The 26,098-nt window shown below is 42.2% G+C and carries 23 protein-coding genes and 1 CRISPR repeat array; of the genes, 12 read left to right on the top strand and 11 right to left on the bottom strand.

Going from position 1 to position 26,098, the window contains the following annotated elements:
* Positions 1-26 precede the first annotated feature (26 nt).
* The 5 genes from AACQ38_RS06950 (at position 27) to cas6f (ending at position 4,888) form a co-directional block, all read left to right on the top strand.
* Positions 27-287, top strand: coding sequence for a type II toxin-antitoxin system Phd/YefM family antitoxin (locus AACQ38_RS06950; protein ID WP_165577840.1), 261 nt, complete (start codon positions 27-29; stop codon positions 285-287).
* Positions 288-966: 679 nt separating this feature from the next.
* Entirely contained in the window at positions 967-2,325 is a 1,359-nt protein-coding gene (gene csy1 / locus AACQ38_RS06945; protein ID WP_165577750.1) for a type I-F CRISPR-associated protein Csy1, read from the top strand.
* Positions 2,322-3,290: a type I-F CRISPR-associated protein Csy2 gene (csy2, locus tag AACQ38_RS06940; protein ID WP_165577749.1), complete on the top strand. Its 969-nt coding sequence runs from the start codon at positions 2,322-2,324 to the stop codon at positions 3,288-3,290. The genes csy1 and csy2 overlap by 4 nt, the downstream gene beginning before the upstream one ends.
* 23 nt (positions 3,291-3,313) lie before the next feature.
* Positions 3,314-4,324, top strand: coding sequence for a type I-F CRISPR-associated protein Csy3 (gene csy3 / locus AACQ38_RS06935; RefSeq protein WP_112872202.1), 1,011 nt, complete (start codon positions 3,314-3,316; stop codon positions 4,322-4,324).
* Positions 4,325-4,333: 9 nt separating this feature from the next.
* Positions 4,334-4,888, top strand: coding sequence for a type I-F CRISPR-associated endoribonuclease Cas6/Csy4 (cas6f, locus tag AACQ38_RS06930; protein ID WP_165577748.1), 555 nt, complete (start codon positions 4,334-4,336; stop codon positions 4,886-4,888).
* A gap of 129 nt (positions 4,889-5,017) precedes the next feature.
* Positions 5,018-6,247: direct repeats of the CRISPR family, unit length 28 nt; unit sequence GTTCACTGCCGCACAGGCAGCTTAGAAA.
* Between the two features lie 47 nt (positions 6,248-6,294).
* On the opposite strand, the gene iolB is transcribed toward cas6f, so the two are convergent.
* From iolB to AACQ38_RS06885, 9 genes are all read right to left on the bottom strand, one after another.
* Positions 6,295-7,122 carry a 5-deoxy-glucuronate isomerase gene (iolB, locus tag AACQ38_RS06925; protein ID WP_165577747.1) on the bottom strand — a complete coding sequence of 276 codons (828 nt, stop codon included), beginning with the start codon at positions 7,120-7,122 and terminating at the stop codon, positions 6,295-6,297.
* Between the two features lie 47 nt (positions 7,123-7,169).
* A complete protein-coding gene (gene iolE, locus AACQ38_RS06920; protein ID WP_165577746.1) occupies positions 7,170-8,060 on the bottom strand; it encodes a myo-inosose-2 dehydratase in 891 nt (296 codons plus the stop codon).
* A gap of 168 nt (positions 8,061-8,228) precedes the next feature.
* Positions 8,229-10,133, bottom strand: coding sequence for a bifunctional 5-dehydro-2-deoxygluconokinase/5-dehydro-2-deoxyphosphogluconate aldolase (locus tag AACQ38_RS06915; protein ID WP_112872198.1), 1,905 nt, complete (start codon positions 10,131-10,133; stop codon positions 8,229-8,231).
* 75 nt (positions 10,134-10,208) lie between these two features.
* On the bottom strand, positions 10,209-11,342 hold the full coding sequence (locus tag AACQ38_RS06910) for a Gfo/Idh/MocA family protein (protein WP_113026313.1): 1,134 nt from the start codon (positions 11,340-11,342) through the stop codon (positions 10,209-10,211).
* Entirely contained in the window at positions 11,318-11,440 is a 123-nt protein-coding gene (locus AACQ38_RS06905) for a hypothetical protein (RefSeq protein ID WP_278249228.1), read from the bottom strand. Before AACQ38_RS06905 ends, AACQ38_RS06910 begins: the two co-directional genes overlap by 25 nt.
* A 436-nt stretch (positions 11,441-11,876) precedes the next feature.
* On the bottom strand, positions 11,877-13,580 hold the full coding sequence (locus AACQ38_RS06900) for a solute:sodium symporter family transporter (protein WP_165577745.1): 1,704 nt from the start codon (positions 13,578-13,580) through the stop codon (positions 11,877-11,879).
* 115 nt (positions 13,581-13,695) lie between these two features.
* On the bottom strand, positions 13,696-14,682 hold the full coding sequence (iolG, locus tag AACQ38_RS06895) for an inositol 2-dehydrogenase (RefSeq protein ID WP_011146081.1): 987 nt from the start codon (positions 14,680-14,682) through the stop codon (positions 13,696-13,698).
* A 365-nt stretch (positions 14,683-15,047) separates the two neighbouring features.
* Entirely contained in the window at positions 15,048-16,982 is a 1,935-nt protein-coding gene (gene iolD, locus AACQ38_RS06890) for a 3D-(3,5/4)-trihydroxycyclohexane-1,2-dione acylhydrolase (decyclizing) (RefSeq protein ID WP_201742988.1), read from the bottom strand.
* A 16-nt stretch (positions 16,983-16,998) separates the two neighbouring features.
* The gene (locus AACQ38_RS06885; RefSeq protein ID WP_165577744.1) at positions 16,999-18,510 is read right to left on the bottom strand and encodes a CoA-acylating methylmalonate-semialdehyde dehydrogenase; all 1,512 of its coding nucleotides are present in this window, start codon (positions 18,508-18,510) and stop codon (positions 16,999-17,001) included.
* 303 nt (positions 18,511-18,813) lie between these two features.
* Here AACQ38_RS06885 and AACQ38_RS06880 point away from each other — a divergent pair, with 303 nt between their 5' ends.
* The 7 genes from AACQ38_RS06880 (at position 18,814) to AACQ38_RS06850 (ending at position 22,280) form a co-directional block, all read left to right on the top strand.
* The gene (locus AACQ38_RS06880; protein WP_011146084.1) at positions 18,814-19,647 is read left to right on the top strand and encodes a MurR/RpiR family transcriptional regulator; all 834 of its coding nucleotides are present in this window, start codon (positions 18,814-18,816) and stop codon (positions 19,645-19,647) included.
* Between the two features lie 211 nt (positions 19,648-19,858).
* Positions 19,859-20,215: a hypothetical protein gene (locus AACQ38_RS06875; RefSeq protein WP_232507908.1), complete on the top strand. Its 357-nt coding sequence runs from the start codon at positions 19,859-19,861 to the stop codon at positions 20,213-20,215.
* Positions 20,216-20,359: 144 nt separating this feature from the next.
* Entirely contained in the window at positions 20,360-20,551 is a 192-nt protein-coding gene (locus tag AACQ38_RS06870; protein WP_165577743.1) for a hypothetical protein, read from the top strand.
* Positions 20,485-20,820 carry a tRNA-binding protein gene (locus tag AACQ38_RS06865; RefSeq protein WP_011146086.1) on the top strand — a complete coding sequence of 112 codons (336 nt, stop codon included), beginning with the start codon at positions 20,485-20,487 and terminating at the stop codon, positions 20,818-20,820. Before AACQ38_RS06870 ends, AACQ38_RS06865 begins: the two co-directional genes overlap by 67 nt.
* Before the next feature lie 56 nt (positions 20,821-20,876).
* A complete protein-coding gene (locus tag AACQ38_RS06860) occupies positions 20,877-21,584 on the top strand; it encodes a helix-turn-helix domain-containing protein (protein ID WP_058589488.1) in 708 nt (235 codons plus the stop codon).
* 67 nt (positions 21,585-21,651) lie between these two features.
* Positions 21,652-21,939, top strand: a complete 288-nt coding sequence (locus AACQ38_RS06855) for a type II toxin-antitoxin system RelE/ParE family toxin (RefSeq protein ID WP_036775804.1) — start codon at positions 21,652-21,654, stop codon at positions 21,937-21,939.
* A gap of 17 nt (positions 21,940-21,956) precedes the next feature.
* Entirely contained in the window at positions 21,957-22,280 is a 324-nt protein-coding gene (locus AACQ38_RS06850; protein WP_041380796.1) for a HigA family addiction module antitoxin, read from the top strand.
* A 207-nt stretch (positions 22,281-22,487) separates the two neighbouring features.
* Here the strand turns inward: AACQ38_RS06850 and AACQ38_RS06845 are convergent, their stop codons facing one another.
* Together AACQ38_RS06845 and AACQ38_RS06840 are read right to left on the bottom strand one after the other, a co-directional pair.
* Positions 22,488-24,026: a peptide MFS transporter gene (locus tag AACQ38_RS06845; RefSeq protein WP_011146090.1), complete on the bottom strand. Its 1,539-nt coding sequence runs from the start codon at positions 24,024-24,026 to the stop codon at positions 22,488-22,490.
* 732 nt (positions 24,027-24,758) lie between these two features.
* Entirely contained in the window at positions 24,759-25,700 is a 942-nt protein-coding gene (locus AACQ38_RS06840) for a Kdo(2)-lipid IV(A) acyltransferase (RefSeq protein ID WP_109791487.1), read from the bottom strand.
* Positions 25,701-26,098 lie beyond the last annotated feature (398 nt).

Below are 26,098 nucleotides of genomic sequence, written 5' to 3'. Positions count from 1 at the left end.
CGAACGATATTTGCGAGACTACAAATATGTATGTATTTTCTGCCAATGAAGTTAAAACTCACTTTGGTGATATGCTGCTAAGAGCGCAGCGTGCTCCAATCCAGATTAATAAGAACGGCAAGCTTGTTGCTGTTGTCCTATCAATAGATGAATATGAAAACATTGAAGCGCTTAAGATTCAGCTTTTGAAATCCAGAGCAATCCAAGCCAAAGCTGATATTGAAGAAGGTAACCTAGTTGATGGTGAATCGTTTTTTGATGAACTAGAGACAGGTAAATACGACTAATGTCGATTCTCTATCGTTTAACACCGGATGTCCAAAGAGATCTGATCGAAATCCACTGATTCGAGTGAGAAGTGATTTAATGTGATTGATTGTTTTGAATCGAGACTAGAGGTGGAAAATACTAAATGTATTTGCCTGTTATCACATATGGAAGCCGAAGGACTTTATGCTCGTCTGAGTTTAATGCCTATGGATAACGCCTGTATTTTGTATTGAGCCTATTTATAACGAGCTGTACTATGAAAATTCTATATAAAATTGCGGATTACCCTTCAAAAGCACTTAAAGGAGGGAGATTATTTTTTTAAAGATACATTGAACATTTAAAGAAATAAACTGTCTAATGAATATGTCATTGGTGATGAGATGTTTTATGGATATATTCATCTTGAATTGGCAGAAGAAACAAGCTTAATACCGTGACTTGATTGATACCCTATTTCTCATTACCACTGTAATAATTTGGGGTGAAAATAGGATGATTTTTAGGTATTTTGTTGTGAAATACACAGAGGCAAAATTTTGGTAAAGCGAATGAACAGAATAAATTAAAATACACTGGTTAGGGTGATGAGTTCAAAGCTGGAGTATTTATTAGTTTATGATGTACAAGATCATGTTTTTGAGCTAAATTTAGCAGACAACCAGATAATCATTTTGATAAGGTAGGTAAGAGCCTATGAATGAAAATGGATTGAGTCGATTTATTGTTGATTATATTGAAAGCCGTAAACAGTCAAAGTTGGAGGTTTTTGATAAAGAGGCTGAAAAAAAATTGGCAAAACTAACCTCTATGGAGGATATTACGCCAGTTAAACAAAAGTTAGCTGAACAACGCAAGGAATTGGAAGAGCACTATGAAGTTAGAAATTGGCTGGATGATGCAGTTAGCCGAGTAGATCAAATCCGCTTAGTGACACATGTTCTGAAATTTGTCCATACTGATGCAAGAGGTAGCAGTATTTTCGCGGTACAATCAAAAGCAAATGTAAAAGAAGATATTAAATATCTTTCCATGGCAGCTTTAGATAGACCTGCTATAGATGCGGCAGGAAATGCGGCTGCTCTTGATATTGCGAAATTATTATTGACAGAATATCGGGAAGGTGATTCATTGCTTGCAAATATAAATCGGGCAGACTATTCAGCACTAGCTGAACTGGCGAAAAATGAGCAGCAGCTTGAATTATGGATCAATGGGTTTAGGCAAGTTTTATCAGATAAACGACTTTCTTCACATAGACTAGCAAAACAGCTTTATTTTCCTGTCGGCTATGATAAATACCACTTATTAGGCCCACTATTTTCTTCATCTCTAGCGCATACCATGCATCAGCGTATTACTGAAGCACGCTTTGGTGAATTATCTAAAGAAATTAACAAAGCGAGAAAAGAAGAATCTTGGCGTCCTGAAACTATCGTGGTTTATCCCAATACTGCTGTGCAGTATTTTGGCAGCACTAAGCCACAAATTACCTCTTATCTTAACAATATGCGGGGTGGACGAGTTTATCTTCTACCATGTTCAGCCCCTGAATGGAAAAATATAACTAAACCACCTATGAAGCACAGATCTATTTTTGATCTGGGCTGTGAATTTGTATCATTAGTCCGTAGCACTGTTTGGCAGATGCAACGGTATTTGTTGAGTGTACAAAAATATGAGAACACGTTAGAGATTCAGCAATGTCGTCAGGAATATGTTGATGAAATTATTGATGTTTTGTTTAACTATGTCGTCGGTATACAAAATTTGATTGAGCTTAAAGGCTGGAGTGCTAATGAAGATTGTGCGTTAAAACGTGCTCAACAACTCTGGCTTGATCCTTATCGTTGTCAGCAAGATGAAACGTTTAAATTTGAACGCGAAGGTGGTGACTGGAAAAAAGAGATAGCCGCAGATTTTAGTTACTGGCTGAATCAGAGTTTAAAGCATGAGCGGTTAGAAATGGGATTATCTGAACGTCGTGAGTGGGCTTCTGTGTTTAAAGAGCGGTTACGTGAATTTGAAGATGAATTACCGGAGGTTATGCCATGAGCCATCTGATTATTTTGCGTAAAATTAAAGTAGAAAATGCGAATGCGATTACGGGTATAACTTATGGTTTTCCGGCAATTACCCACTTTCTTGGATTTACTCATTCTATCTCACGTAAGCTACAAAAAAGCTATAATCTAAAACTGGAAAATTGTGGTGTAATTTGTCATAACCATCAACTTCATGCATATCGGTCCGATCCAATTAAAGATAAAGTTTTTGCATTAACTCGCAATCCGTTAACCAAAGAAGCAAAAACGGCAACGATTAATGAAGAAGGTCGAATGCATATGACAGTGTCTTTATTAATAGAATGTTCTGGTGAAATTGCTGGTGATACAGAAGCTAAAGAATTGGAACAATATTTACTAGAAATATGTCCAACTCAGAGGTTAGCAGGCGGTACTATCACTGAAATTGCTAAAGTGGATGTTATTGCTTTTCCGCAAGAAGGACAGGATACCCGTAAGTTAATGCGGCGTTTATTACCGGGTTTTGCTTTGCTAGATCGCTCTGAATTGTTAGCTAAACACTACGAAGAATTAAAACAGGATAACCCTCAAGCAGAGATGATTGATGCCTGGCTTGATTTTTCTACTATTAAAATGCGGGCTATTCCTAAGCAGGATGATAAGCAACCTGAAATTGGTGATCCTGCATCTTGGGAATATGTTCCAAAACCGGATTCTGGATATTTAGTTCCTGTGATGACAGGTTATCAGGCAATATCGCCGCTATATCCCGCCGGGAAAGTAGATAAAACTCGTGATCCTAATACTCCATTTTGTTTTGTAGAAGCAATTTACGGAGTAGGTGAATGGAAAAGCCCGCACCGTATTGACGATATTCGCCAGTTACTCTGGTGTTATGACTATCAAGAGGGAGAGGGTGTATACAGGTGTGGTAATCAACAGTCTATTTCCCGTCAATCCAAACCCAATAAGAAAGTAAGAATAATCGACTGATTAATTAAAAGAAGGATATCTACATGTCTAAATCAACTATTAAAACGGCTTCTGTACTAGCATTTGAACGTAAACTTTCTAACTCAGATGCTTTAATGTTTGCTGGAAATTGGGAACAGATCAGTGGCGAATGGAAGCCTATTGCTATTCAGGAAAAAGCAGTCAGAGGTACGATTTCTAACCGCTTGAAAAACGCATTAACCAGCGATCCAGCCAAACTGGATGCGGAGATTCAAAAAGCAAACCTGCAACGTGTTGATGTTGCCGCATTACCTTTTGATGCTGATACCCTAAAAGTCAGTTTTACATTACGGGTCTTAGGCAATCTTTCAACACCATCAGTATGTAATGATCAGGATTATCAAGCTGAACTGGCAAACGTGATTAACGGTTATATCGCTGAACATGGTTTCAAAACACTTGCAGCACGTTATGCAGAAAATCTGGCTAATGGACGGTTTTTGTGGCGTAACCGAGTTGGAGCAGAAGAAATTAAGGTTCGCGTAAGTGGTAAGAGTGGCAAATGGTGGGAGTTTGATTGCGAAGATTTCAGCTTACGTGAATTTGGTAAGGTAGAAGGTGATTTAGCTGAACTTGCTGCCGAAATTGAAGAAGGATTGGCAGGCGATAGATCAACATTATTCAATGTTGAGGCTTTTGTTCGTTTGGGGCATGGGCAGGAAATTTTCCCTTCTCAAGAGTTGGTTCTCGACAGTAACAGTAAAAAAAGTAAAGTGTTGTATCAGGTCAATGAGATCGCTGCATTGCATTCGCAGAAAGTGGGTAATGCGCTCCGCACCATTGACACATGGTATCCAGACGCTACGGAATTAGGTCTTGGCCCAATAGCGGTTGAACCCTATGGTTCTGTCACCAGTCGCGGTAAGGCTTATCGTCAACCTAAAGTAAAAATGGATTTTTATACTTTGTTAGATAACTGGGTTGTTAAAGGAAAAACGCCAGAAGTAGAGCAACAACACTATGTTATGGCGACGCTAATTCGTGGCGGTGTTTTTGGTGAAAAAGGTGAATAAGGGGATCAGATGGATTATTACTTTGAAATCCGTGTTCTTCCCGATCCTGAATTTAGCCAGCAAGACCTTATGGAAGCGTTATTTGCTAAACTGCATCGGGCTTTGGGGCAAGTAGGTAACGGACGTATTGGGGTCAGTTTTCCGTGTGCGAGAAAAACACTGGGGGATACGCTGAGAATTCACGGTTCAAGCGAAGCGCTGAATGACTTGCAAACATTATCTTGGTTAAAAGGACTCAGGGATTATACTGAGGTGATTGATATCAAGCTGGTACCTAAGGATGCTCGATATCGTCGTGTTAGCCGAGTGCAGGTAAAAAGCAATGTTGATAGGATTCGCCGTCGTTCGATTAAAAAAGGATGGTTAACGGAGGAACAAGCCTTGCAACGCATTCCTATCAGCAAGGAACAACGCACTCATTTACCGTTTCTGTACCTTAAGAGCTTGTCATCAGGACAAAGTTTTCTGTTGTTTGTCAAACAAGGGCCAATACAAGACAAACCGACGTCAGGAGTTTTTAACTCGTATGGATTAAGTTCATCAGCTACCATCCCTTGGTTTTGACCCTTTTTTAGCGGCTAATTATAACTTATTGATTTATTTAAGGGATTAGCCGCTGCTAATAAAAAGGGTTTTTCTGCTTTTTATCATTATGTTCTTTAATAATCAGTAAATTAAAGGTAGTATCTAACCGTTCACTGCCGCACAGGCAGCTTAGAAAATACCCAATGCAAATTGTATATGTGCTCGTGTTGTTCACTGCCGCACAGGCAGCTTAGAAAATTAACTTATCCGCATTTTCTTTAGAAACAACGTTCACTGCCGCACAGGCAGCTTAGAAATCACTCAACGAAATTCTTATCCATTTCTAAAAGTTCACTGCCGCACAGGCAGCTTAGAAATTCCTGGAAGGAAGATGTTGCTTATCGCCGTAGTTCACTGCCGCACAGGCAGCTTAGAAATTTATTCTTTCCGCTCAATCTGAGAAATCCATGTTCACTGCCGCACAGGCAGCTTAGAAAAAAGATGCTATTGAAAAAGAAGAGCATAAAATGTTCACTGCCGCACAGGCAGCTTAGAAAGTTAGCCTGTCTGACTGTATCAAAGTGATTTTGTTCACTGCCGCACAGGCAGCTTAGAAATATGGCTGATGTTGCCAACATATGCCGCTTTCGTTCACTGCCGCACAGGCAGCTTAGAAATGATGAAATTGAGTATGACAAGTTGCCATCCAGTTCACTGCCGCACAGGCAGCTTAGAAATTCATCATCGAAACCGTCAGTTATATCTTTGAGTTCACTGCCGCACAGGCAGCTTAGAAAGAGTTGTGGATTGATGATAGTCAAATTGATGAGTTCACTGCCGCACAGGCAGCTTAGAAATTCTGCTGATTGTAGTCGTTTGGCTACCTGATGTTCACTGCCGCACAGGCAGCTTAGAAAAGCAACATTTTTCGGCGGAGCTTGAACACCTGTTCACTGCCGCACAGGCAGCTTAGAAAGTACCTGACGCCATCGATAACATCCTGAATTTCGTTCACTGCCGCACAGGCAGCTTAGAAAATATTCAGAGATAGTTATTCTTCCACGCCCATGTTCACTGCCGCACAGGCAGCTTAGAAATTACGGACGGGTGGGGGATTATCTTCGTATTCGTTCACTGCCGCACAGGCAGCTTAGAAAATGAGATCGACATCCCGCGCTCAAATATCTGGGTTCACTGCCGCACAGGCAGCTTAGAAAAATACAGCCTGCATAAATACCCTCACCATCAGGTTCACTGCCGTACAGGCAGCTTAGAAAAAATATTTTCTGATTTTGCATTTCTCTGAACAAGTTCACTGCCGCACAGGCAGCTTAGAAAATCAGCACCGGAGATAAATAATGAATAAATATGTTCACTGCCGCACAGGCAGCAGCGCACTTGATTGAGTGCGCTAAAAAAGCAACCTTTTTTCTTCTCGATATGCATCAATTGTTGTGCTTTTGTGCATATTCTTCACTATTAACCCATTGGTGGTCTTTTTCCCAGGTAAATAGCCATTTACGAGTTGGTCCGGCCATTACGTTGAGATAATAGTTGTCGTAACCGGCAATGGTTGCCACTGGGTGGTAGCCTTTGGGCACCATTACCACATCTTTATTGTAAACAGCCATTGATTCATCCAGTGAACGGTCATCGGTATAGACACGTTGCATGCAGAACCCTTGAGAAGGGTTCAGGCGATGGTAATAGGTTTCTTCCAAATAGGTTTCCTGTGGTGCATTGTCGGTATCGTGTTTATGGCTAGGGTAGGAGCTGGTGCAGCCTTCATCGGTAAAGACTTCAACCACCAACAAGCTATCAGCAGGTTTATTATCCGGTAGGATGTTGTGAACATAGCGTCGGTTGTAACCATTGCCACGTTGTTCTGCATCAATATCCTGTGGCGTAATCAGTCGAGTTGGGGAGATTCCTTTACCCGGTGCTTGGCATACCGCGAGTTCAAGAGCGGTATCGGCAATAATTTCAACAGATTCCCTCGCAGTGATGTAAACAGCATAAGGTTTTTTGCGTTCAAATGGCTGCATGCGATCGCCAATATGCTCAAACCGTTGATGTGGCGTAGTCACTGTGGCTTTTCCTGCCACCAAAACCAGACAGGTTTCATTTTCTGATGCGGGTAAGGTGATTTTTTCACCCGAAGCCAACTCATAAACATCAAAATGGACATACTTCCAGTTTGCTGATTCCGGCGTGATATGTTGAGTTCGTTTGTTTTGATCCGGTGCATGATATTTTGATAATAATTTGGACATATTATCTACCCTTAGTACTATTTTTGCATGAATCAGGTTGTGATTAATTAAAACAATCCGGCATCTCTGGCAAATTTGCGTAAATTGTTATAACCCATCGTTGCGTAGGTGAATGGGTGAGCAATAGCAGGATCTTGTTCTGCTTCAACTACCAGCCAGCCTTCATAATTTTGTTTTTTCAACACTTGAAAAATTGCCGGATAATCAACACAACCATCTCCCGGTACGGTGAATACACCATTCAGCACGGCATCAAGGAAACTGGTTTTACGATTTTTTATATCGTCGAGCACATCAGGACGGATGTCTTTACAGTGAACATGATTAATGCGTTTTGCCCAGCGTTCTGCGACAGCTAATGGATCAGCGCCGGCAAAGGTCAAATGGCCGGTATCCAGCAACAATCCAACTTCATCTCCGGTATTTTCCATCAGATGATCGACGTCTTCCTCAGTTTCAATAACCGTTCCCATATGGTGGTGATAAGCAATCTGAACACCTTGTTTTTGGGTGTAACGGGCAAATTCAGTCAATTTTTCACCGTATTCTTGCCAACGGTTAGCTGGAAATTGAGGACGAAGATGGACTGGTCTATTTTGATCGCCGTGAATGCAATTTGTCACTTCCGCAAATACCATGACATTAGCCCCCAGTTCGCGTAGCAGGGTCAGGTGAGATTCTACCACTTTAATCTCTTCTGCTACCGAACGGGTGAGTAATTCGCCAGAGTACCAGCCAGAAACCAGCACGAGATCGTGGGCGGCAAGGATTGGGCCTAATATGTTGGCCTGACGAGGGAATTTGTTGCCCAATTCAAAACCGGTAAAACCTGCTTGGCGGCCCTCGGTTAAGCAGGTTTCCAGTGGTGTGTCTGCGCCGAGGGTGGGTAAGTCATCATTAGTCCAGGTCAGAGGGTTGATACCAAGTTGAACAGCCATGATGGTGCTCCTACTAATTGAATAAAATAATTTTATACCCGTTATCTTTCAAGTTGCCTCTTTGTTGGCTGCATTCGCTCACCCCGGTCACATCGTTTGCTATGCTCCCGGGGATTCTCTCCCTTGCCGTCGCGATCCATCTTGAAATCCATAGGGTATATTATGTTGCTATCCGCGCTGACGCCATAAGCTAATCAGGTTGTGATAGTTGGTTTTTATTTTCTGGATCAAAAGGTTATCGTCAATCTCGTTTTTTAGCCATTTTAGGGATGGTTGACCAAATAGGGTTCTTCCAACAGCAAAACCTTTGACGATAGATTTGCCGGCTGCGGCATTAAAGCCCATTTCCAGCTCTTCTTGTGGAGCATCAAGGCCAAGAATAACGACGCCACGGCAATAGGGGTCTCGCTGCTGGATGAGAGAGTTAATGTTATCCCAACTTTCGGAACTGAGAGGTGGGAGTTTCCACCAATCCGGTTTAACGCCAAGGTTATAAAAGCGTCTAAGTGCGCGAATATAGAACTCATCAGTGTGTTTCATTCCCGCAGGTAGAATCACTTCCAGTAAAAGTTCGTGACCAGATTTACAACATGCGGCATAAATTTCCCGAATTTTTTTCTCTTGCTCCAAGCGGAGTGGGTGAGCATCTTCTGGATGGAAGAACACCAGACATTTGACGATGTGTTCCAGTGGCCAATCAATCAGCTGGGAACCTATGTTGCCATGTTCCAGACAAAGCGGGCGAGAGCCGGGTAGTTCAATTGGGCGGCCTATCCACCAACCTTGACCGGTAATTTCGTTTAAAACATCCTGACCAAATGTGCTGTCACATAACAGGCCTATTTTTCCTTGTAACCCTGCTTCTGCGGCAACTTCTCGGCTGGCGCGTAATAGAAGTTGTTTTAATGATGAAATCCGCTTGATACTGGCGTTTGCTTGTCGGGCTAATTCGATAAATTGAATACGATGATCAAATGCCATTACGCACAGTTCGTCCCATTGATTTTTACGGGCGCTGATACGGTGAAGGTGATTAAGTGTTTCATCCAAATCAGGGCGTAGTATTTGATTGGCGCGTGATAGATAGTTATCGAGCTCTGTTTTATCTGGCATTGCCGGGGCGCAGCCATGACGAGAAACGACTAGTGCGCCACAAGCATTAGCGTAGGTACAGGCTTTTTCCCAACCTTCGTTATTAAGATAGCCGCGTAGCAGGCCGGACATAAAAGCATCCCCTGCACCGAGTACGTTAAGCACATCGACACGGACGCCCTGTATGGTAATGCTATTATTCAGATCATTAGGGATTTCAGCGGTAAAAACAGAGCATCCCAGTGATCCCCGTTTGCAAACCAATGTAGCAGACGTGAGTTTACGAATGTTGCGTAGTGCTTCGATAGTCTCTGTGGAACCACCGGCAATATGGAACTCTTCTTCTGTGCCGACAATGAGGTCAAATAGTGATAACACTTCCTGTAACTGAGCTGTTACCTGTTCCGATGCGATATAACGTGTTTCACCATCTCCCAGAGAAGTTAATCCCCAAAGTACCGGGCGATAATCAATATCCATGACGGTTTTCACACGGTTACGGCGGGCGTAGTTGAGGGCCGTCAGCACGGCATCGCGAGTGTTAGGATGAGAAAGATGTGTTCCGGTGATTGCCAGACAACGGGCTGATGCAATGTATTCTTCACTGAAATCATCACGGGTAATTGCCATATCGGCGCAGTTATCACGATAGAAGATCAGGGGAAACGTGGTTTTATCTTTGATTCCTAACAGCACCAGTGCCGTAAGGCGTTCTTTATCAATGGTTAGATGGCTGGTATCACAACCAACACTTTGCAACTCTTCCCTAAGGAAACGTCCCATATGTTCATCACCGACTCTGGCTAGCATGGAAGATTTAAGCCCCTGACGAGCGGTACCATAGGCGACATTACCGGAAGAACCGCCAAGATATTTTGCAAAACTTCCCATGTCTTCCAGACGTGCTCCGATTTGTTGGCCGTAAAGGTCAACGGCGATTCGTCCCATGCAGATGACATCAAATTTTTTTTGCTGCTCCATTGAACCATTCCTTATTAAGTACAACATCAAGTGTTGCTATGATGAGCTCCGACAGTGGATAATTGATAAAAATAATTAATTAATTTCAGTGACATTCACCCAACGCTGCTGTTGATAAGAACGAGCAATGGCATCCAGAATACGTGAGACTTTCCAACCTTCGGTGAAATCCGGCCATATCTCTTTATTGCTGGCGATGCCATTGATCAAGTCTCTGATTTCCACTGTTTTTTGATCATTGAAGCCGATGCCGTGACCTGCACCGTGACAGAATGGTGCATAGTCAGGATGTTCCGGTCCAATAAGAATAGTTTTAAAGCCTTGGCGGTTTGCCGGTTCATCGTGACGGTAAAGTTTTAGTTCGGCCATTCTTTCTTGTGTGAAGCTCAAAGCACCTTTTGTTCCTGTAATGGTGTAGCTCAAACCCATTTTGCGGCCGCAGGCAATACGGGAGGTTTCAATAATACCCATTGCTCCGCCGTTGAAACGCACCATAGCATGTGCTTGATCTTCGTTTTCTACCGCAACCATAATGCTAGAGCCGGTTTTTTCCGGACGTTGTTCGATGATAGTCGCCATGTCTGCGCAAACAGTTTGGATATCACCAACCAGGTACTGCGCCATATTGATGATATGAGCAGCAAGATCGCCTAATGCACCTAATCCAGCTTTATCTTTGAAGCAGTGCCAGTGAATAGGGATGCGTGGATCAGCCATATAATCTTCGTTATGAGTGCCGTAGAAGTGAATGACTTCACCGATTTCACCATTCGAAATGATCTCTTTAGCCAGTTGTGCGGTAGGGTTTTTCATATAGTTAAAGCCGACTAATGTTTTTACCCCGGCTTTTTTGGCGGCTTCGGCCATTAATTTTGCATCAGTTGAATTTAGTGCCAGTGGTTTTTCACAATAAACATGCTTGCCATGTTTGATCGCTTCGAGAGCCATCTCTTTATGAAGGAAATTTGGTGAGCAGATATCAACAACATGAATATCGGGATCTGCTACTAATTTGCGCCAATTACCAGTAAAGCGCCGGAAACCTAACTGTTCAGACCGTTTTGCCGCGAGTTCAGCAGAAACTTCGGCGACCATTTCACAAACTAATTTTCCTGCCAGAGGGAAAACCGTAGGTGCTTGTGCGTAAGCAATGGCATGTGTGCGTCCGATGTAACCAGTACCGATTAGGCCGATACGAATCTCTTCCATATAGTTGTTTCTCCGAATAGAAGGAAGCGGATAGGTCGTTTATACCCGTTATCCTTCAAGTTGCCTCTTTGTTGGCTGCACTCACTCACCCCGGTCACATCGTTATCTATGCTCCCGGGGATTCGCTCCCTTGCCGTCGCGATGCATCTTGAAATCCATAGGGTATATTGTTGCAGTCAATTCTTTAGTGTTTGCCAGTTAGCCTTGGTTATTGTCGTATACCTGTTATAGGAAATATTTGTTTCATTTTCAACTTAAATGAAAACATTAGTTCCAAGTTGTGATCTGATAAGGGTTTTTAGGTAACATCTAGTTATATAAGGTTAATTTTCTAACGAGTTAGGTACCATTCAGAGGTAAGAACAGAAAAAATAGAATATTAGAATTTTTGTTTCATTTATGGCTTGGTATATATGGAGTGTGTGTTGGTTAGCAAATCTCCAGGATTTCCTCTTTCAAATATGGGATGCAGGGAAATCCTGGCAGTGAGTTATTCTGATAATAATATTGGAGTAATAAAGTCAGTTATTTATTTTATCTACCTGTTCTTTTTGGTGTACTATTTATTGCAAGCTTGCTGAATAGCGTTTTACCTATCTGGTATAGCGCATAAGATAGTATTAATACAGCAGAAAGGTAATAAATAATCATGATTACTTTGGGAACGTTATGTGCAAGAAATACGTATATAGAGATTGAACATAGTGTAATTAACCATGCAACGGGTTTCACCATAGACCAAGGTGTAATATTTACCTGTTCGGTATAAACATCTGCAAATGGTTTAGCTGGAAAAAAGTAGCCAATAGCCAACATGAAAATAACATTGAGAACAAATAAAATGCCAACCAGATGAAAAAAATGCAGGTCAATTTTTAAAATAAAATTACAGATAATATAGGCAGACATCCCGAATAATAGGCCAAGTTTAGCGGCAATAGGCGGCACTCGTTTGGTCATCAGACCAACTAATACCACGCTGAGAATTGGCGCGTTAAAAATTCCTTGTAATTGTTGAATGAGATAGAACAGACCATCCGGTGCATTAGCGACTAATGGTGCGACGATCATAGTGATTAACGCTAGCCCGATCCCCAGATATTTACTCATAGCGACGGTTTGAGTTTCGGTGGCATTTTGGTTGATTCGCGGTTTGTAAATATTGACGATAAACAGTGTTACAGATGAATTAAGTCCGCCGCTGAATGTGGAAAATACCGCACCGACCACCACCGCGGCGAAGAAACCAACCAATACTTCCGGTAGAATTAAATGGACTAATTCTGGATAAGCGTTATCTGGATTATCTATTTGTCCTTTGAAAATATGGAAAGCAATAATGCCTGGCAAAATAATAATAGACGGCATGATGAGTTTAAGTAAAGCACACAACATGACGCCTTTTTGTCCTTCGGCGAGATTTTTTGCACCAAGAGCCTTTTGAACAATGGATTGATTGGTACACCAAAAAAACATATTGGAAACAATTAAGCCGGTAAATAATGTAGAGAAAGGAACCAGAGAATCTTCACTGCCGATGGAGTTAAATTTATCAGGATTAGATTGATAAACTTCAACTAATCCTTGCCAGGCATTGCCATTGCCGACATAGAGCAGAGCAAAAATGGTTACCATTAACCCACCAACGATTAAGCCAATGCCGTTAATGGTATCCGCGGCGGCAATGGCTTTAATACCACCAAAGATGGCATAGACCGCACCTAATCCACCAACGCCCCAAACCATAATCCATAATGCCGTAGTTTTATCAATCCTGAATACATTGGAAACCTGAAATAGACTTTCCAATGCAATCGCGCCGGTATACAGCACAATGGGGAGTAGTGAAATGATATACATAGCTAGGAAAAGAATTGAGGTAATAAGCAGCGTATTTTTATCAAATCGGCGTTCAAGATATTCCGGGATGGTTGAAATACCGAGTTTCAGATATTTAGGCAGGAAATAGATAGCGAATAGAACGATTGTCACCGCGGCTATCACTTCCCAAGCCATAACGATAAAGCCAGTTCGGAATGCTAATCCATTTAAACCGATTAAATGCTCTGTGGACAGGTTCATCAATAACATAGAGCTACCAATATAAACACCTGTGAGAGATCGTCCGCCAAGAAAATAGCCTTCAGTGGATTCTGTCAGACGAGCATTATGGGTTTTGTAATAAGCGAAGCCAGCCACTAATAAGGTAAAACCAATAAATGAGAGAAAAGCTAACATACTATCCTCCAAGCCTGATTGACTATTTTCAGGCAGCAATATGCTGACGGGAAAGCGGCCTTTCCCGTTTTTAGGGTGAAAATAAATGTGAGTCAGTTAGAAATGTAGGGCTGTTTTATAATCTGATTTCTTTACCTGAATGTAAGGATTCGAGAGCTTTATCAGCCAGATAAAGTGCCTGTTCGCCATCAGTGCCATTACATTCTGGTGTGGCACGACCCGCCATGACATCGACAAAATGGTCCCATTCAGCAATGTAGGCTTCCCGGTAACGTTGCAGGAAGAAATGCTCTGGCTTGGCTGTTAAACAACCGCTGTTTTCCCAGAGTTCAACGCTGTTTTCTTTGATGTTGCCGGCGCTAAGCAGCCCTTTTTCACCATGCAATTCAATCCGTTGGTCATAGCCGTACCCGGAGCGACGGCTATTGGTAATGGTTGCCATTGCCCCTGATGGGAATTTCATAACGATAAAGGCGGTGTCAATATCACCCGCTTGCCCAATTGCTGGATCAACCAGATTACTGCCTTGGGCGTAGATCGAGCAGGGTTCCTCACCAATAATGAAACGTGCCATATCGAAGTCATGTATTGTCATATCCCGGAACATACCACCAGAACCTTTGACATATTCAGCAGAAGGAGGAGAGGGATCACGGGAAATAATCAGCAGAGATTCGGCTTTTCCTATCGCGCCGGCGTCAAACAGGGTTTTTACTCGGCGGAATTGCGGATCATAACGGCGGTTAAAGCCAACAAATAAGGGAACCTGATACTGTTTAATCGTTGCAAGGCACTGACGAACACGTTCAATATCAAGATGAACCGGTTTTTCACAGAAGATTTTTTTATGATGTTTTGCTGCGAGTTCGATCAGGTCTGCATGAGTATCTGTTGCTGAGGCAATAAGAACACCATCTATTTGAGGGTCAGACATTGCCTGTTCAATAGTTTGTCTTTTTGTTTGGTATTGCTGTACTAAAAGTTCAGCACTTTTCTGATGGGGATCGACAACCGAATAAAGAGAAGTTTCTTTATGATGAGAGATATTTGCTGCGTGTACTTGCCCAATTCGTCCAGCGCCAAATAATGCAATGTTGAACATGGATGCTCCTTGATACCTAAGTATCTGCTTATGAGATACTTTAAAATATATCAAATAAAACATTTATTTCAATTTATCAATATTTGGAAATTATATTTTTGAGTGTGGCGTAGCATTTTGTTAATAACAATATTGAATTTGTGTTAATTAGATCACGTAAAGTAAGATTGATACTGGATGGAGTGGAGAATTTGTCCTTTAAAAACAAATTATAATATGCATTCGACTCACTATATGGTTACGCTTGGTTATAGAGATTAATGAAAGGAAAAGAGTCACTTATTTCCAGAATGAAAATTTCAAAAATGGTATTGAAAGCGGTGAGGAAAGGGAAAATGGCCTGCAAGATAGCAGGCCACTAACGTCTAGTACTGACGCACTTTGGTTGCAACCATCTCCTTTATTTTTTTTGCGGCAGATTCTATCGCTGGGTTTTCTGCTACTTGTGCTGTGCCTACTCGCCACCAAGATTCATAATCATGTGTCATCGTTTTAGGCAGCACTTTGATATCTATCAGTACCGGTACCGTCTGTTTTTGGGCTTCCTGTAACGCATAAAGCAGTTGTTGCTCATCGTGGACTCGGTAACTTTTGCAACCGTAGCTTTCTGCATTTTTGGCAAAGTCGACTTTAATCAGTTTGCCATCCATGTTGCCACTTTCTGGGTTACGATAACGATTTTCTGTTCCGAAACTGCCCATTCCTTGGCTCATTTGCAGATTATTGATGCAGCCAAATCCCGCGTTATCAAATAGCAACACGGTGATTTTGATATTTTCCTGTACTGCGGTTTGCAGCTCTGAATGAAGCATCATATAAGCGCCATCACCGACTATGGCATAAACCGGTTGGCTGGGGCAGGCTAGTTTAGCGCCAATAGCAGCAGCTATTTCATAGCCCATACAGGAATAGCCATACTCAAGATGATAGGTATCCGGTTGTTTGGGTTGCCATAATCGCTGTAAATCGCCGGGAAGGGAACCTGATGCACCAACAATAATCGCTTCGGGCTCAAGATATTTGTCTAATAATCCCAATATTCTGGTTTGTGTCAGGCGGGTTTGTAATGTCTGGCTGTACTCTTCCAATTTATCATCAAGATGACCGGGAATTTCTGGTGTGAAATCTGCCTGATATTCAATGTCGAACAGACGATTTAACTCTTTTCGCCATGTTTCCCGTGCCTGATGAATCTCACCTTGATAACCACTGCGATAATTCAATTGAATAAGTTGTTCTGCAATAGCGTTTAACCCTGCTTGGGCGTCTGATACAACAGGGATTGCATCCAGTTTGCAGGCGTCGAATTCCGCTACATTGATAGTGAGAAATTCAACTTCTGGATGCTGAAATAGCGATTTGGATGCAGTGGTGAAATCAGTAAACCGGGTGCCAACGCCAATAATCAAATCGGCCTCTTTGGCGATCAGGTTGGCGGCAAGACAGCCGGTTGTGCCTAAGCCACCACAATTAAGGGGATGGTCGGCAATGACGGCGCTTTTACCTGCCTGTGTTTCAGCAAAAGGAATATTGAAGTTTTCTGCGAATTGACGAAAAGCGTTATGAGCTTCTGAATAGCGCACTCCACCACCGCAGATAAGTAAAGGTTTTTTCTTGCGGTTTATGAGTGCCACCGCATCGTTAATCATGGCGACAGAAGCAGGGCGGCGTTCAATGCGGTGAATTCGTTTTTGGAAGAAATAGTCAGGAAAATCCCAAATCTCGCCTTGAACGTCTTGCGGTAGGCAAATTGTGACGGCACCGGTATCGGCGGGATCGGTCAGAACTCGCATCGCATTAATCATAGCGCTCATTAGCTGTTCTGGTCTGGAGATACGATCCCAATAACGAGAAACAGGGCGGAAGCAGTCATTGGTGCTGATAGTATGGTCGTGGAACTGTTCAACCTGTTGTAAGACGGGATCAGGCTGACGGCAGGCGAAGAGATCACCGGGTAATAACAGCAGAGGAATGCGATTAGCGGTGGCAGTTGCCGCAGCGGTGACCATATTGGCGGAGCCAGGGCCAACAGAGGAGGTTACGGCAAAAATCTGTTTGCGCTTTTTCTGTTTAGCAAAACCTGTGGCGATATGGGCCATACCTTGCTCATTGCATCCTTGGTAAACGGTCAAGTGACCAGGATCTTGCTCCAGCGCTTGCCCTAATCCAACAACATTACCGTGACCAAAAATGGTAAAGATTCCTCTGATGAATGGGTATTGCTCTCCGTCTGCTTCCACATATTGCTGGTTCAGGAATTTCACTAATGCCTGAGCCGTTGTCATTGTTGATTTGTTCATGCTATAGAACTCCATTTTATTCCATTGTTGGCATCACAAAATTGCTGGAATGATGTTCTAACCTGATACTTGCTGGCCAGCGGCTGGTAACAGTTTTCATCCGGGTGTAGAAGCGAACGCCATCATTACCGTGAACGTTAAGTGGACCAAAAATTGAGCGTTTCCAGCCTCCGAAGCTGTGGAAGGCCATTGGTACCGGAATGGGGATATTGATGCCTACCATACCCGTTTGTACATCTTCGCTAAACTGGCGAGCTGTTTCTCCGTCGCGGGTGAATATCGCGGTACCATTACCATATTGATGGCAGTTAATTAATGTTAGCGCGGTGGCATAATCGGCTACGCGGACAATTGACAGAACGGGGCCGAAGATCTCTTCTTGATAGATTTTCATCTCTGGTGTGACATTATCGAACAGCGTCGGGCCAATAAAATAGCCATTTTCATAACCCGGAACTTTGAGTTGACGGCCATCAATTAACAAGCTGGCCCCCTGTTTTTCGCCACTATCGATGTAATCACAGATTTTAGCTTGGTGTTGGGCGGAGATAACGGGGCCCATATCGTTTTCTGTAGTTGCGACAATACCGGGACCGACAGATATTTTGTTGATCTGTTGACGTAATTTTTCAATTAACGCATCTGCCGTTTCATCCCCAACCGCCAATACAACAGACAGTGCCATACAACGTTCACCGGCTGCGCCAAAAGCCGCACCTGCAATAGCACTGCTCGCCATATCAAGGTCGGCATCTGGCATTAGAATACAGTGATTTTTTGCGCCTCCCAGCGCCTGACAGCGTTTCCCGTGAGCTGAGGCGGTAGTGTAGATATATTCAGCGACAGGCGTTGAACCCACAAAGCTGACAGCTTGCACGTGTGGATTTGTTAGTAGTATATCGACGGCTTCTTTATCGCCGTTGATAACATTAAATACGCCATTGGGTAAACCGGATTGTTTAAGTAGTGATGCTAATTCAAGCGCGAGAGAGGGATCTTTTTCTGAAGGTTTCAATACGAAAGTATTCCCTGTCGCTAATGCGACAGGAAACATCCACATAGGAACCATGGCCGGGAAGTTGAAAGGGGTAATGCCAACACAAACGCCTAAAGGCTGCATTAATGAATGGCTATCCACTCCTGTCCCGGTATTCGCGGAATGTTCACCTTTTTGTAGATGAGGGATACCACAGGCAAACTCAACGACTTCCAGACCACGCGTTAATTCACCGATAGCATCTGAATAGATTTTTCCGTGTTCTTCTGAAATTAATCGTGCCAGTTTATCTATATTAGCTTCCAGTAATGTTTTGAACTGGAACATAACACGAGCACGTTTCAGTGGTGAAACTTTAGACCATTCCCTGTAAGCCTGATGAGCGGCTTCAATTGCTTGTTCAACTTCATGGGCTGTGCTTAGTGCTACCTGACGTATCTGTTTTCCCGTTGCTGGATTGAAAACCGGCGAAAAACGGGTGCTATGACTGGGAATAAGCTGCCCATTAACATAATTCTGTACCTGTTCCATTCTGAGCCTCTTTTGCGGATTTGATGTTAGTACTGAATCGGAAACGTTGATAATAGATATATGAAATATATGTTTTATTTTCAATATGATTTGGAATAAAAGGCAATTAGTGTGATCGGAGTAAAGTTTTTATGAATGACCGATAATTCGGTGACTAATTAGATGTTAATCAATATATTAGTAATAATAAATCATTACAATGAATGGATTATGTGTTTCATTTTTAACTATAAAAATGAAATATGATTCAGCTTATACGGTAAAACGATTACAATTGCTGGCGATAAATTTTATGGGGGATTTATGTCTGTCGCATCGAATCTAAATGAATTTCAAGAACAAGTCCGTTCACGTTATAGTGGGTTGAGTAAACGCCTGCAACAAGTAGCTCGATATGTGCTGGATAATACCAATAGTGTCGCTTTTGATACTGTTGCGGTGATTGCCAGAGAAGCTGATGTTCCTCCATCAACATTAATTCGTTTTGCTAATGCGTTTGATTTCAGTGGTTTTAATGAAATGAAACAGCTATTTCGTATGCATATGGTGGAAGAAACCGCCAGTTATGCAGACCGGGCCAGATTATTTAGAGAACTGGATGGCGAACAGGAACCGCCTGAAGACCCTCAGCATATTTTGCAGGAATTTGCTCGTTCAAATGTGCAGGCTATGCAACAGTTAGCTGCCAGAACAGCCCCTGAAGATTTAAGGAACGCGGTAGACTTATTGGCTCAAGCTAAGAATATTTACATTATTGGGCTGCGTCGTTCTTTTAGTGTGGCGGCTTATCTTTCTTATGCATTGAATCATCTGGAATGTCGTCCTTTACTCGTGGATGGTTTGGGGGGAATGTTCAGGGAACAGATTAATTTAATTGGGGAAGAAGATGTTGTTGTTTCAATCAGTTTTACCCCTTATGCAGAAGAGACGCTGATGGTCAGTGAACGGGCGGCAAAAGCCGGGGCAAAACAGATTGTGATTACAGATAGCCAGATTAGCCCGCTTGCCAGCTTTAGTGATGTTTGTTTTGTGGTTAAAGAAGCACAGGTGGAGGCATTCCGTTCTCAGTCTGCTACTTTGTGTTTAGTGCAATCTTTGGCTGTTTCTCTGGCTTATCGGCAAGGAAACACGATTTAATTGTGTATATTCCCGATGAACCTCTAATGACTATTGACCCGCGAATCCCGGCGGGTTAATGCTTTATCAGGTCAGTAGAAAGCACATAATTTAAATAGAGTGTAAACCTGATATTGAAACTGGTTTGTTAGACATAAATGTTGTTGATTCTTATTGGTGATAATTATTTAATAATTATTCTGAGTTATGGTTTTGAAAAGGGATCAATATGATGAGTAAAGGATCGCGTTACATTTTTGTCATTTTATCTGCAATTTCTTTCCAGGCATTTGCTTCAAATTTTGACTACAAAAGTGATATTCCTGCTGATAATAAGCCATCTGCGGACTATTTGAAGAAACGGGAAAATCTTCAACCTAAGCATTGGGATGTGGATAAACTCATTACGGATAATAATGCGGTGGAGAAGCGGGAACTGGCAAGACAGGTGAAAGAAGATGAACTTAATCGGAAGAGCCGAGAGTTTAATGATCGTGTCAATGAGAAAATCCGTCAGGATCTTGAGCGTACTGCGCGTATTAAAGAGAATAACGGTATGACCAGAAGTAACTTTTTTGATCGGGAATAACCGTGACTTAAAGCAGTTCGACAGTGAAGTGAATGACTGGTCGGGAAAAATAGGCAGTTTGTCGATAATCATTGACACTCTTTCGAAAGAATTTCCTCCATTAGCATGTGAGTATATACCCTATGGATTTCAAGATGGATCGCGATGGCAAGGGAGCGAATCCCCGGGAGCACAGATAACGATGTGACCGGGGTGAATAAGTGCAGCCAACAAAGAGGCAACTTGAAAGATGACGGGTATAATGACTTCGCACTAAAGGAGAAGAATATATGGAAAAGATCGAATGGACTGACTTTGAGAAAGTCGACATGCGGGTTGGCACAATTATTTCAGTAGAATTGAATCCTCAAGCCAGCAAACCTGCCTATAAATTACAAATTGATCTTGGCGAATTGGGCGTTAAAAGCTCAAGTGCCCAGATAACGGTGCATTATACACCTGAACAATTAATTGGCCGTCAGGTTCTTTGTGTGTGCAATTTTCCACCAAAGCGGATTGCTGGTGTCAAATCGGAAGTATTGCTGACCGGCAGTGTGGATGAAAATGGTGCGGTGGTGATCGCAGAATTTACTCTTCCTGTCCCAAATGGTCATAAGTTATTGTAAATCACACTATTTTGTTGTCGAATGAATAGAGTTTATTTTAATCAGCGACAATGAATATGGCTGTTCAATTACCTTCATTACATTTACGCCGGTATTCTGCCGAAACTATTAGCCATAGCCACCAAGGGTTATGGCAGTTCGTTTTTGGCTATAACGGGCAACTTGAGTTAAACGTAGAAGGACAACAACGTACCGTTAGTTTTGGAAATGTTGTGATGATCCCACCGGATGCGAAACACAGCTTTTTCGCTAGTGGTGAAAATCAGCAATTGGTGCTGGAGCTGCCTTCGGCACTGTTTAATCCATTACATAGTGATGCTTTCTGGCAACCATTACCTGATTCTGCGCTTGCTCTTATTAAGTGGTTACATGATTACCCGCAACCACCGGCTAATCACGCTGATGCTGCCCGTTTGCTGCTCGCTCAGCTACCACAAGTAGGTTCATCTTCAGCGTTGATAGTTAAACTACATCGGGGGCTTGTTGGGCGTCTGCATGAGAAAGTGACGGTGATGGATATGGCTAATATTTGCGCAGTATCTGCCAGTACCTTGCATCGTAAACTTTTTAATGCAACAGGGATGAGTCCAATGGCTTATTTGAAAACGTGCCGGATGGAATTTGCCTATAATTTGTTGGCTTACAGTGATAGGACTTTGGCTGACATTGCTTTTCTGTCTGGTTATGCCTCCCAGTCAGCTTTTACTTTTGCATTTAGTCAACATTATGGTTGTACTCCAGCCAGGTTGCGTAAAGGCAAATGATATTTTCAGCATTTTATGACTTGATGCACAATGTGATTGTGCGTAATATACAAACAACGAGGATGTTATGGCTGTTGAATTCAGGGATAGATGGCTAGAAAGATTTTATGAACAAGATTTACCGCACAAATGCATACCTGCATCTTTACAGCGTGCGTTATACAGAAAACTACAAATTTTGGATGCTTCGGTTAAAGAGGCTGATTTAAGAATCCCTCCGGGAAACCATTTTGAATACTTGAATGGCTATTTGAGGGGATGGTGCTCAATAAGAGTAAATAAGCAATATAGGCTTATTTTTCAATGGATTGATGGTATTGCGGTTGATACATATCTGGATCCTCATAACTATTAAACTGAGGGAAATAAATGATGAGGAATACAAAACGTCGCCCTGCAACAGTGGGTGAAATATTGGTGAGTGAGTTTCTGGTGCCTTTGAATATCGAAATTAATGTGCTTGCGGAAGCTATGGGTGTTCACCGCAATACATTAAGTAGAATTGTGCATGATAAAGGTTCGCTAACCGTTCCTATGGCGATCAAATTGGCAGCGGCTTTGGGCAATACAGCGGAGTTTTGGCTTAATATTCAACATTCAGTTGAACTGTGGGATGTGCGTAATCATGCTTATCAAGCGGAATCACTGAATGTAAAACAGATAGTTAAGCTATCAGTTACAGCGGCAATGCACTAATGTGTTTGTTTTTAAGAATACGAATGCGTTGAAATACGTAAAGTCATCTTATGATGAGATAGCTTTACGTGAGTGATATACCCTATGGATTTCAAGATGGATCGCGACGGCAAGGGAGCGAATCCCCGGGAGCATAGAGAACTATGTGACCGGGGTGAGTGAGTGCAGCCAACAAAGAGGCAACTTGAAAGATAACGGGTATAAATATTATTGAGCTTTCGCTTCTGATTTATCAGCACTGTTAAGCAGGCGGCGAATAGGGACAATTAATACCATTAATACGGCTGCACAAATAACCAGTGCCAAAGATACACGGGAGAACAGATCAGGTAGGTTGTCCAGTTGGTCAGCGCGCACATGTCCACCAATTAAGCCAGCAGCTAGATTGCCCAAAGCACTTGCACAAAACCACAAGCCCATGACCTGACCGCGCATTCGGGATGGGGCCAGTATTGTCATCGTTGCGAGCCCAATGGGGCTAAGGCACAGCTCACCGAGTGTCAGAAACAGAGAACTTGATATCAGCCAGAAAGGAGAAACGGTTTCACCGGTTGCCAGCACATTTTGCGCAGCCAGAATCATCACGCCAAAACCACCGGCAGCGAACAGAATACCAATAATGAATTTACTAATGCTGCTCGGGTTGATGTTGTTTTTTGCCAATCTGGGCCAGAACCAACTGAATACGGGGGCCAGCAGGATAATAAACAGTGCATTAATTGACTGGAACCATACTGTCGGGATCTCAAACCCCATCACTATACGGTTAGTATAATCATTGGCGAACAGGTTGAATGACGTTGGTGTTTGCTCGTATGCAGACCAGAAGAATGCAGCAGATACCAGCAGGATAAAACAGACCAGCAGGCGCGAACGGTCACTACTGCTTAAGCCGGCAAACAGGAACAAATAGGCAAAGTAAAGTGTTACACAGGATGAGATCACATAGACCATTGCGCTGGCTACGGCTACCGGATTGAATGGAATTACACCAAGGATTAGCAGAGCAATAATAGCAATGATAGCGATAACAGTGGTAAAGACCCATTTGCCGACGTTTTCACGCTTCACTGTAGGGTGGTCCCAGCTTGAATCCAAACCACCTTCTTTATCATACTGACGCATCAAAGGGATCGTGTAGAAACGGAATATCAATAGGGCAACTAGCATCCCCAACCCTCCGATACCAAAACCCCAGTGCCAGCCATAGTCACGAACCAGCAAGCCTGTAGTCAGAGGAGCAATGAAGGAACCGATATTAATTCCCATATAAAATAGGGAAAAACCACCATCACGACGTGGATCATCTTTTTTATACAGAGTTCCGACCATCACGGTGACACAGGTTTTAAACAGTCCTGTACCTAATACGATCAGTAATAAGCCAATAAAGAACAAATAATGACTGAAGAAAGCGGAAAGAGCGATAGACAAGTGCCCTAGTGCAATAATGATTGAGCCATACCAGACTGCTTGACGTTGGCCTAACCAGTTATCCGCCAGCCAACCACCGGGTAGTGCGGTCAGATACACACTACCTGCAAAGATACCGACAATGGCAGCGGCCTGTTCACGAGGAATACCCATACCACCATCATAGATGGTTGCAGCCATGAATAAGATCAGCAGTGGACGAATGCCGTAGTAAGAGAAACGTTCCCACATTTCTGTGAAGAACAAAGAACTTAATGGATAAGGATGTCCAAAGAAAGTTCTGGTTTTCGTATTGTTAATGGAGGATTGCATCTAAGTTTTCCTATAAGACTACACTCTAAGAGTGCAGTGTGTGTGTGACAAATAAAGCTTTTAAAAAGCTCTTTTAAATTTAGGTTTAGAGCAAACAAAAAAGCCACGTTTTTATTAAATAATGTCCTATCTTGTTAATATATTTTTAACATATTTTTCGATTAATTTTATTAACAAGTAGGATATCTCTTACTTTATATTCCATATTTCAGAGCAAAATCCGACATAAATCTCATTTCTCATAATTAATAGGCTAAAATGAGGATAAAACCTATTGACTTATTTCTATTTATATTCGATGTTTTTTTATGGAAAAAATATTTTAAAATAATAAATTAAATAATAACGGTAATATATACTCAATGGATTTCAAGATGCATCGCGACGGCAAGGGAGTGAATCCCCGGGAGCATAGATAACGATGTGACCGGGGTGAGCGAGCGCAGCCAACAAAGAGGCAACTTGAAGGATAACGGGTATATAAGGTATCTTTTCAAAGGCTAGATATTAACGGTAATAATGAAGGGTAAGAAAAGTAACGTGATTTGATTGTCAATTTAGTATTTATTTTGAAATTTTAAATGAATCCTTGTTTCTTATATAAAATATAAAGATTGGAAAAAAATTAAATTAAAAAATATGGCATCAGCATTGAAATGAGATAGTCAATTATTGAGGGATACCAAAGTGATTATGGCTGTTTCCTGGATAAAGAAACAGCCATGAATAGATTTAATGGACTTTATCAGCTTGCCCGTAGAGAGAAGGCATCCCCTTAGGCCGGGTTTTAAAGCGACGATGCAACCACATATATTGATCAGGTGCTTGTAAAATTTCCTGTTCGACAACTCTATTCATGAAAGCAGCCGCTTTCACTTCATCATCTTTTGGAAATCCTGCCACTGTTGGTTGAATAATCAGTTCATAACCCTTTCCATCAGGCAGACGACGGGGAGTAAAGGGGATCATTGCCGGATCAGCGAGGCGCACAAGTATCGACGTGCCGGTGGTGGTTGCAGCGTGTTCTACAGCAAATAGTGGTGCAAATACACTTTTTCGTGGGCCGTAATCATGATCGGGGGCGTACCAGACAATTTCGCCATTTTTCAGACAGCGGATCATGCCTTTGACATCTTTTCTATCCAGCATATATTTGTTGGAGCGCAGTCGTCCCCATGTTTGTAGCCAATCCATAACTGGATTATCATTTGGTCGGTAGACGCCAATGCCAGGATTGAGCAAACCGAGAATGCGGGCACCGAGTTCCAGTGTCAGGAAATGGATACCAATAACAATAATTCCTTGCCCAGTAGTTTGAATTTTCTGAATGTTTTCTTGCCCAGTCACTTTAAACCAGCGTTCTATCCGCCAGTCAGGCCAAAACCAAGCCATACCCGTTTCAAATATTCCCATTCCGACGGATTCAAAGTTTTTTATTAATAGCGCGTTGCGCTCCTCTTGTGGCATATCAGGAAAACATAGCTCAAGATTTCTTTCGGCAACTTTGGCACGTTTTTTCAGAAAGTGCATAGAAAATCGGCCCAGACGCGTGCCTATCCGGTAAATAATGGGATAGGGGAGCAGCACCAGTAAGTAAAGCAGACTGATACCAAACCAAGTAGGCCAATAACGGGGATGCAGTAGTGAACGTTGAAAAGAAGGCGCTTGTATCATGGATTCTCAGGTTTTTATAGTTCCAATAAGATGGACAAAACAATTTCCTTATTGTGACATTTTTTGACGGGATATCGAAGTTTTCAAGTATGAAATGTTTATGATCTTGATTTTGGTGCACTTAGCTTTTGTCATTGGTAAAGAGTGATAGCTCGTAATTTACTGATAAATAAAAATTAAAATAGTTTTACAGAGCTATTTACAATTTATGTAGATAATATTACTGTTTATATGAACAGTATTGTTTGTGGAGGGAAAAATTATGCATGTAGGAGAGCATGAAAAACTGTGGGGTATCCCTTTAATCAATTAATATGATCGTCCTCATCATCATTGTGACAAAGGGAGAAAACAATGCCTGTCTATAAGATCAAAATGGCTATTAGAGATATTAGTCC

The sequence above is a fragment of the Photorhabdus sp. RW14-46 genome, from assembly GCF_963887965.1.
Lineage (GTDB): Bacteria > Pseudomonadota > Gammaproteobacteria > Enterobacterales > Enterobacteriaceae > Photorhabdus > Photorhabdus laumondii.
The sequence above is the reverse complement of the archived record's forward strand: the minus strand, read 5'-3'. Positions and strand labels throughout refer to the sequence as shown.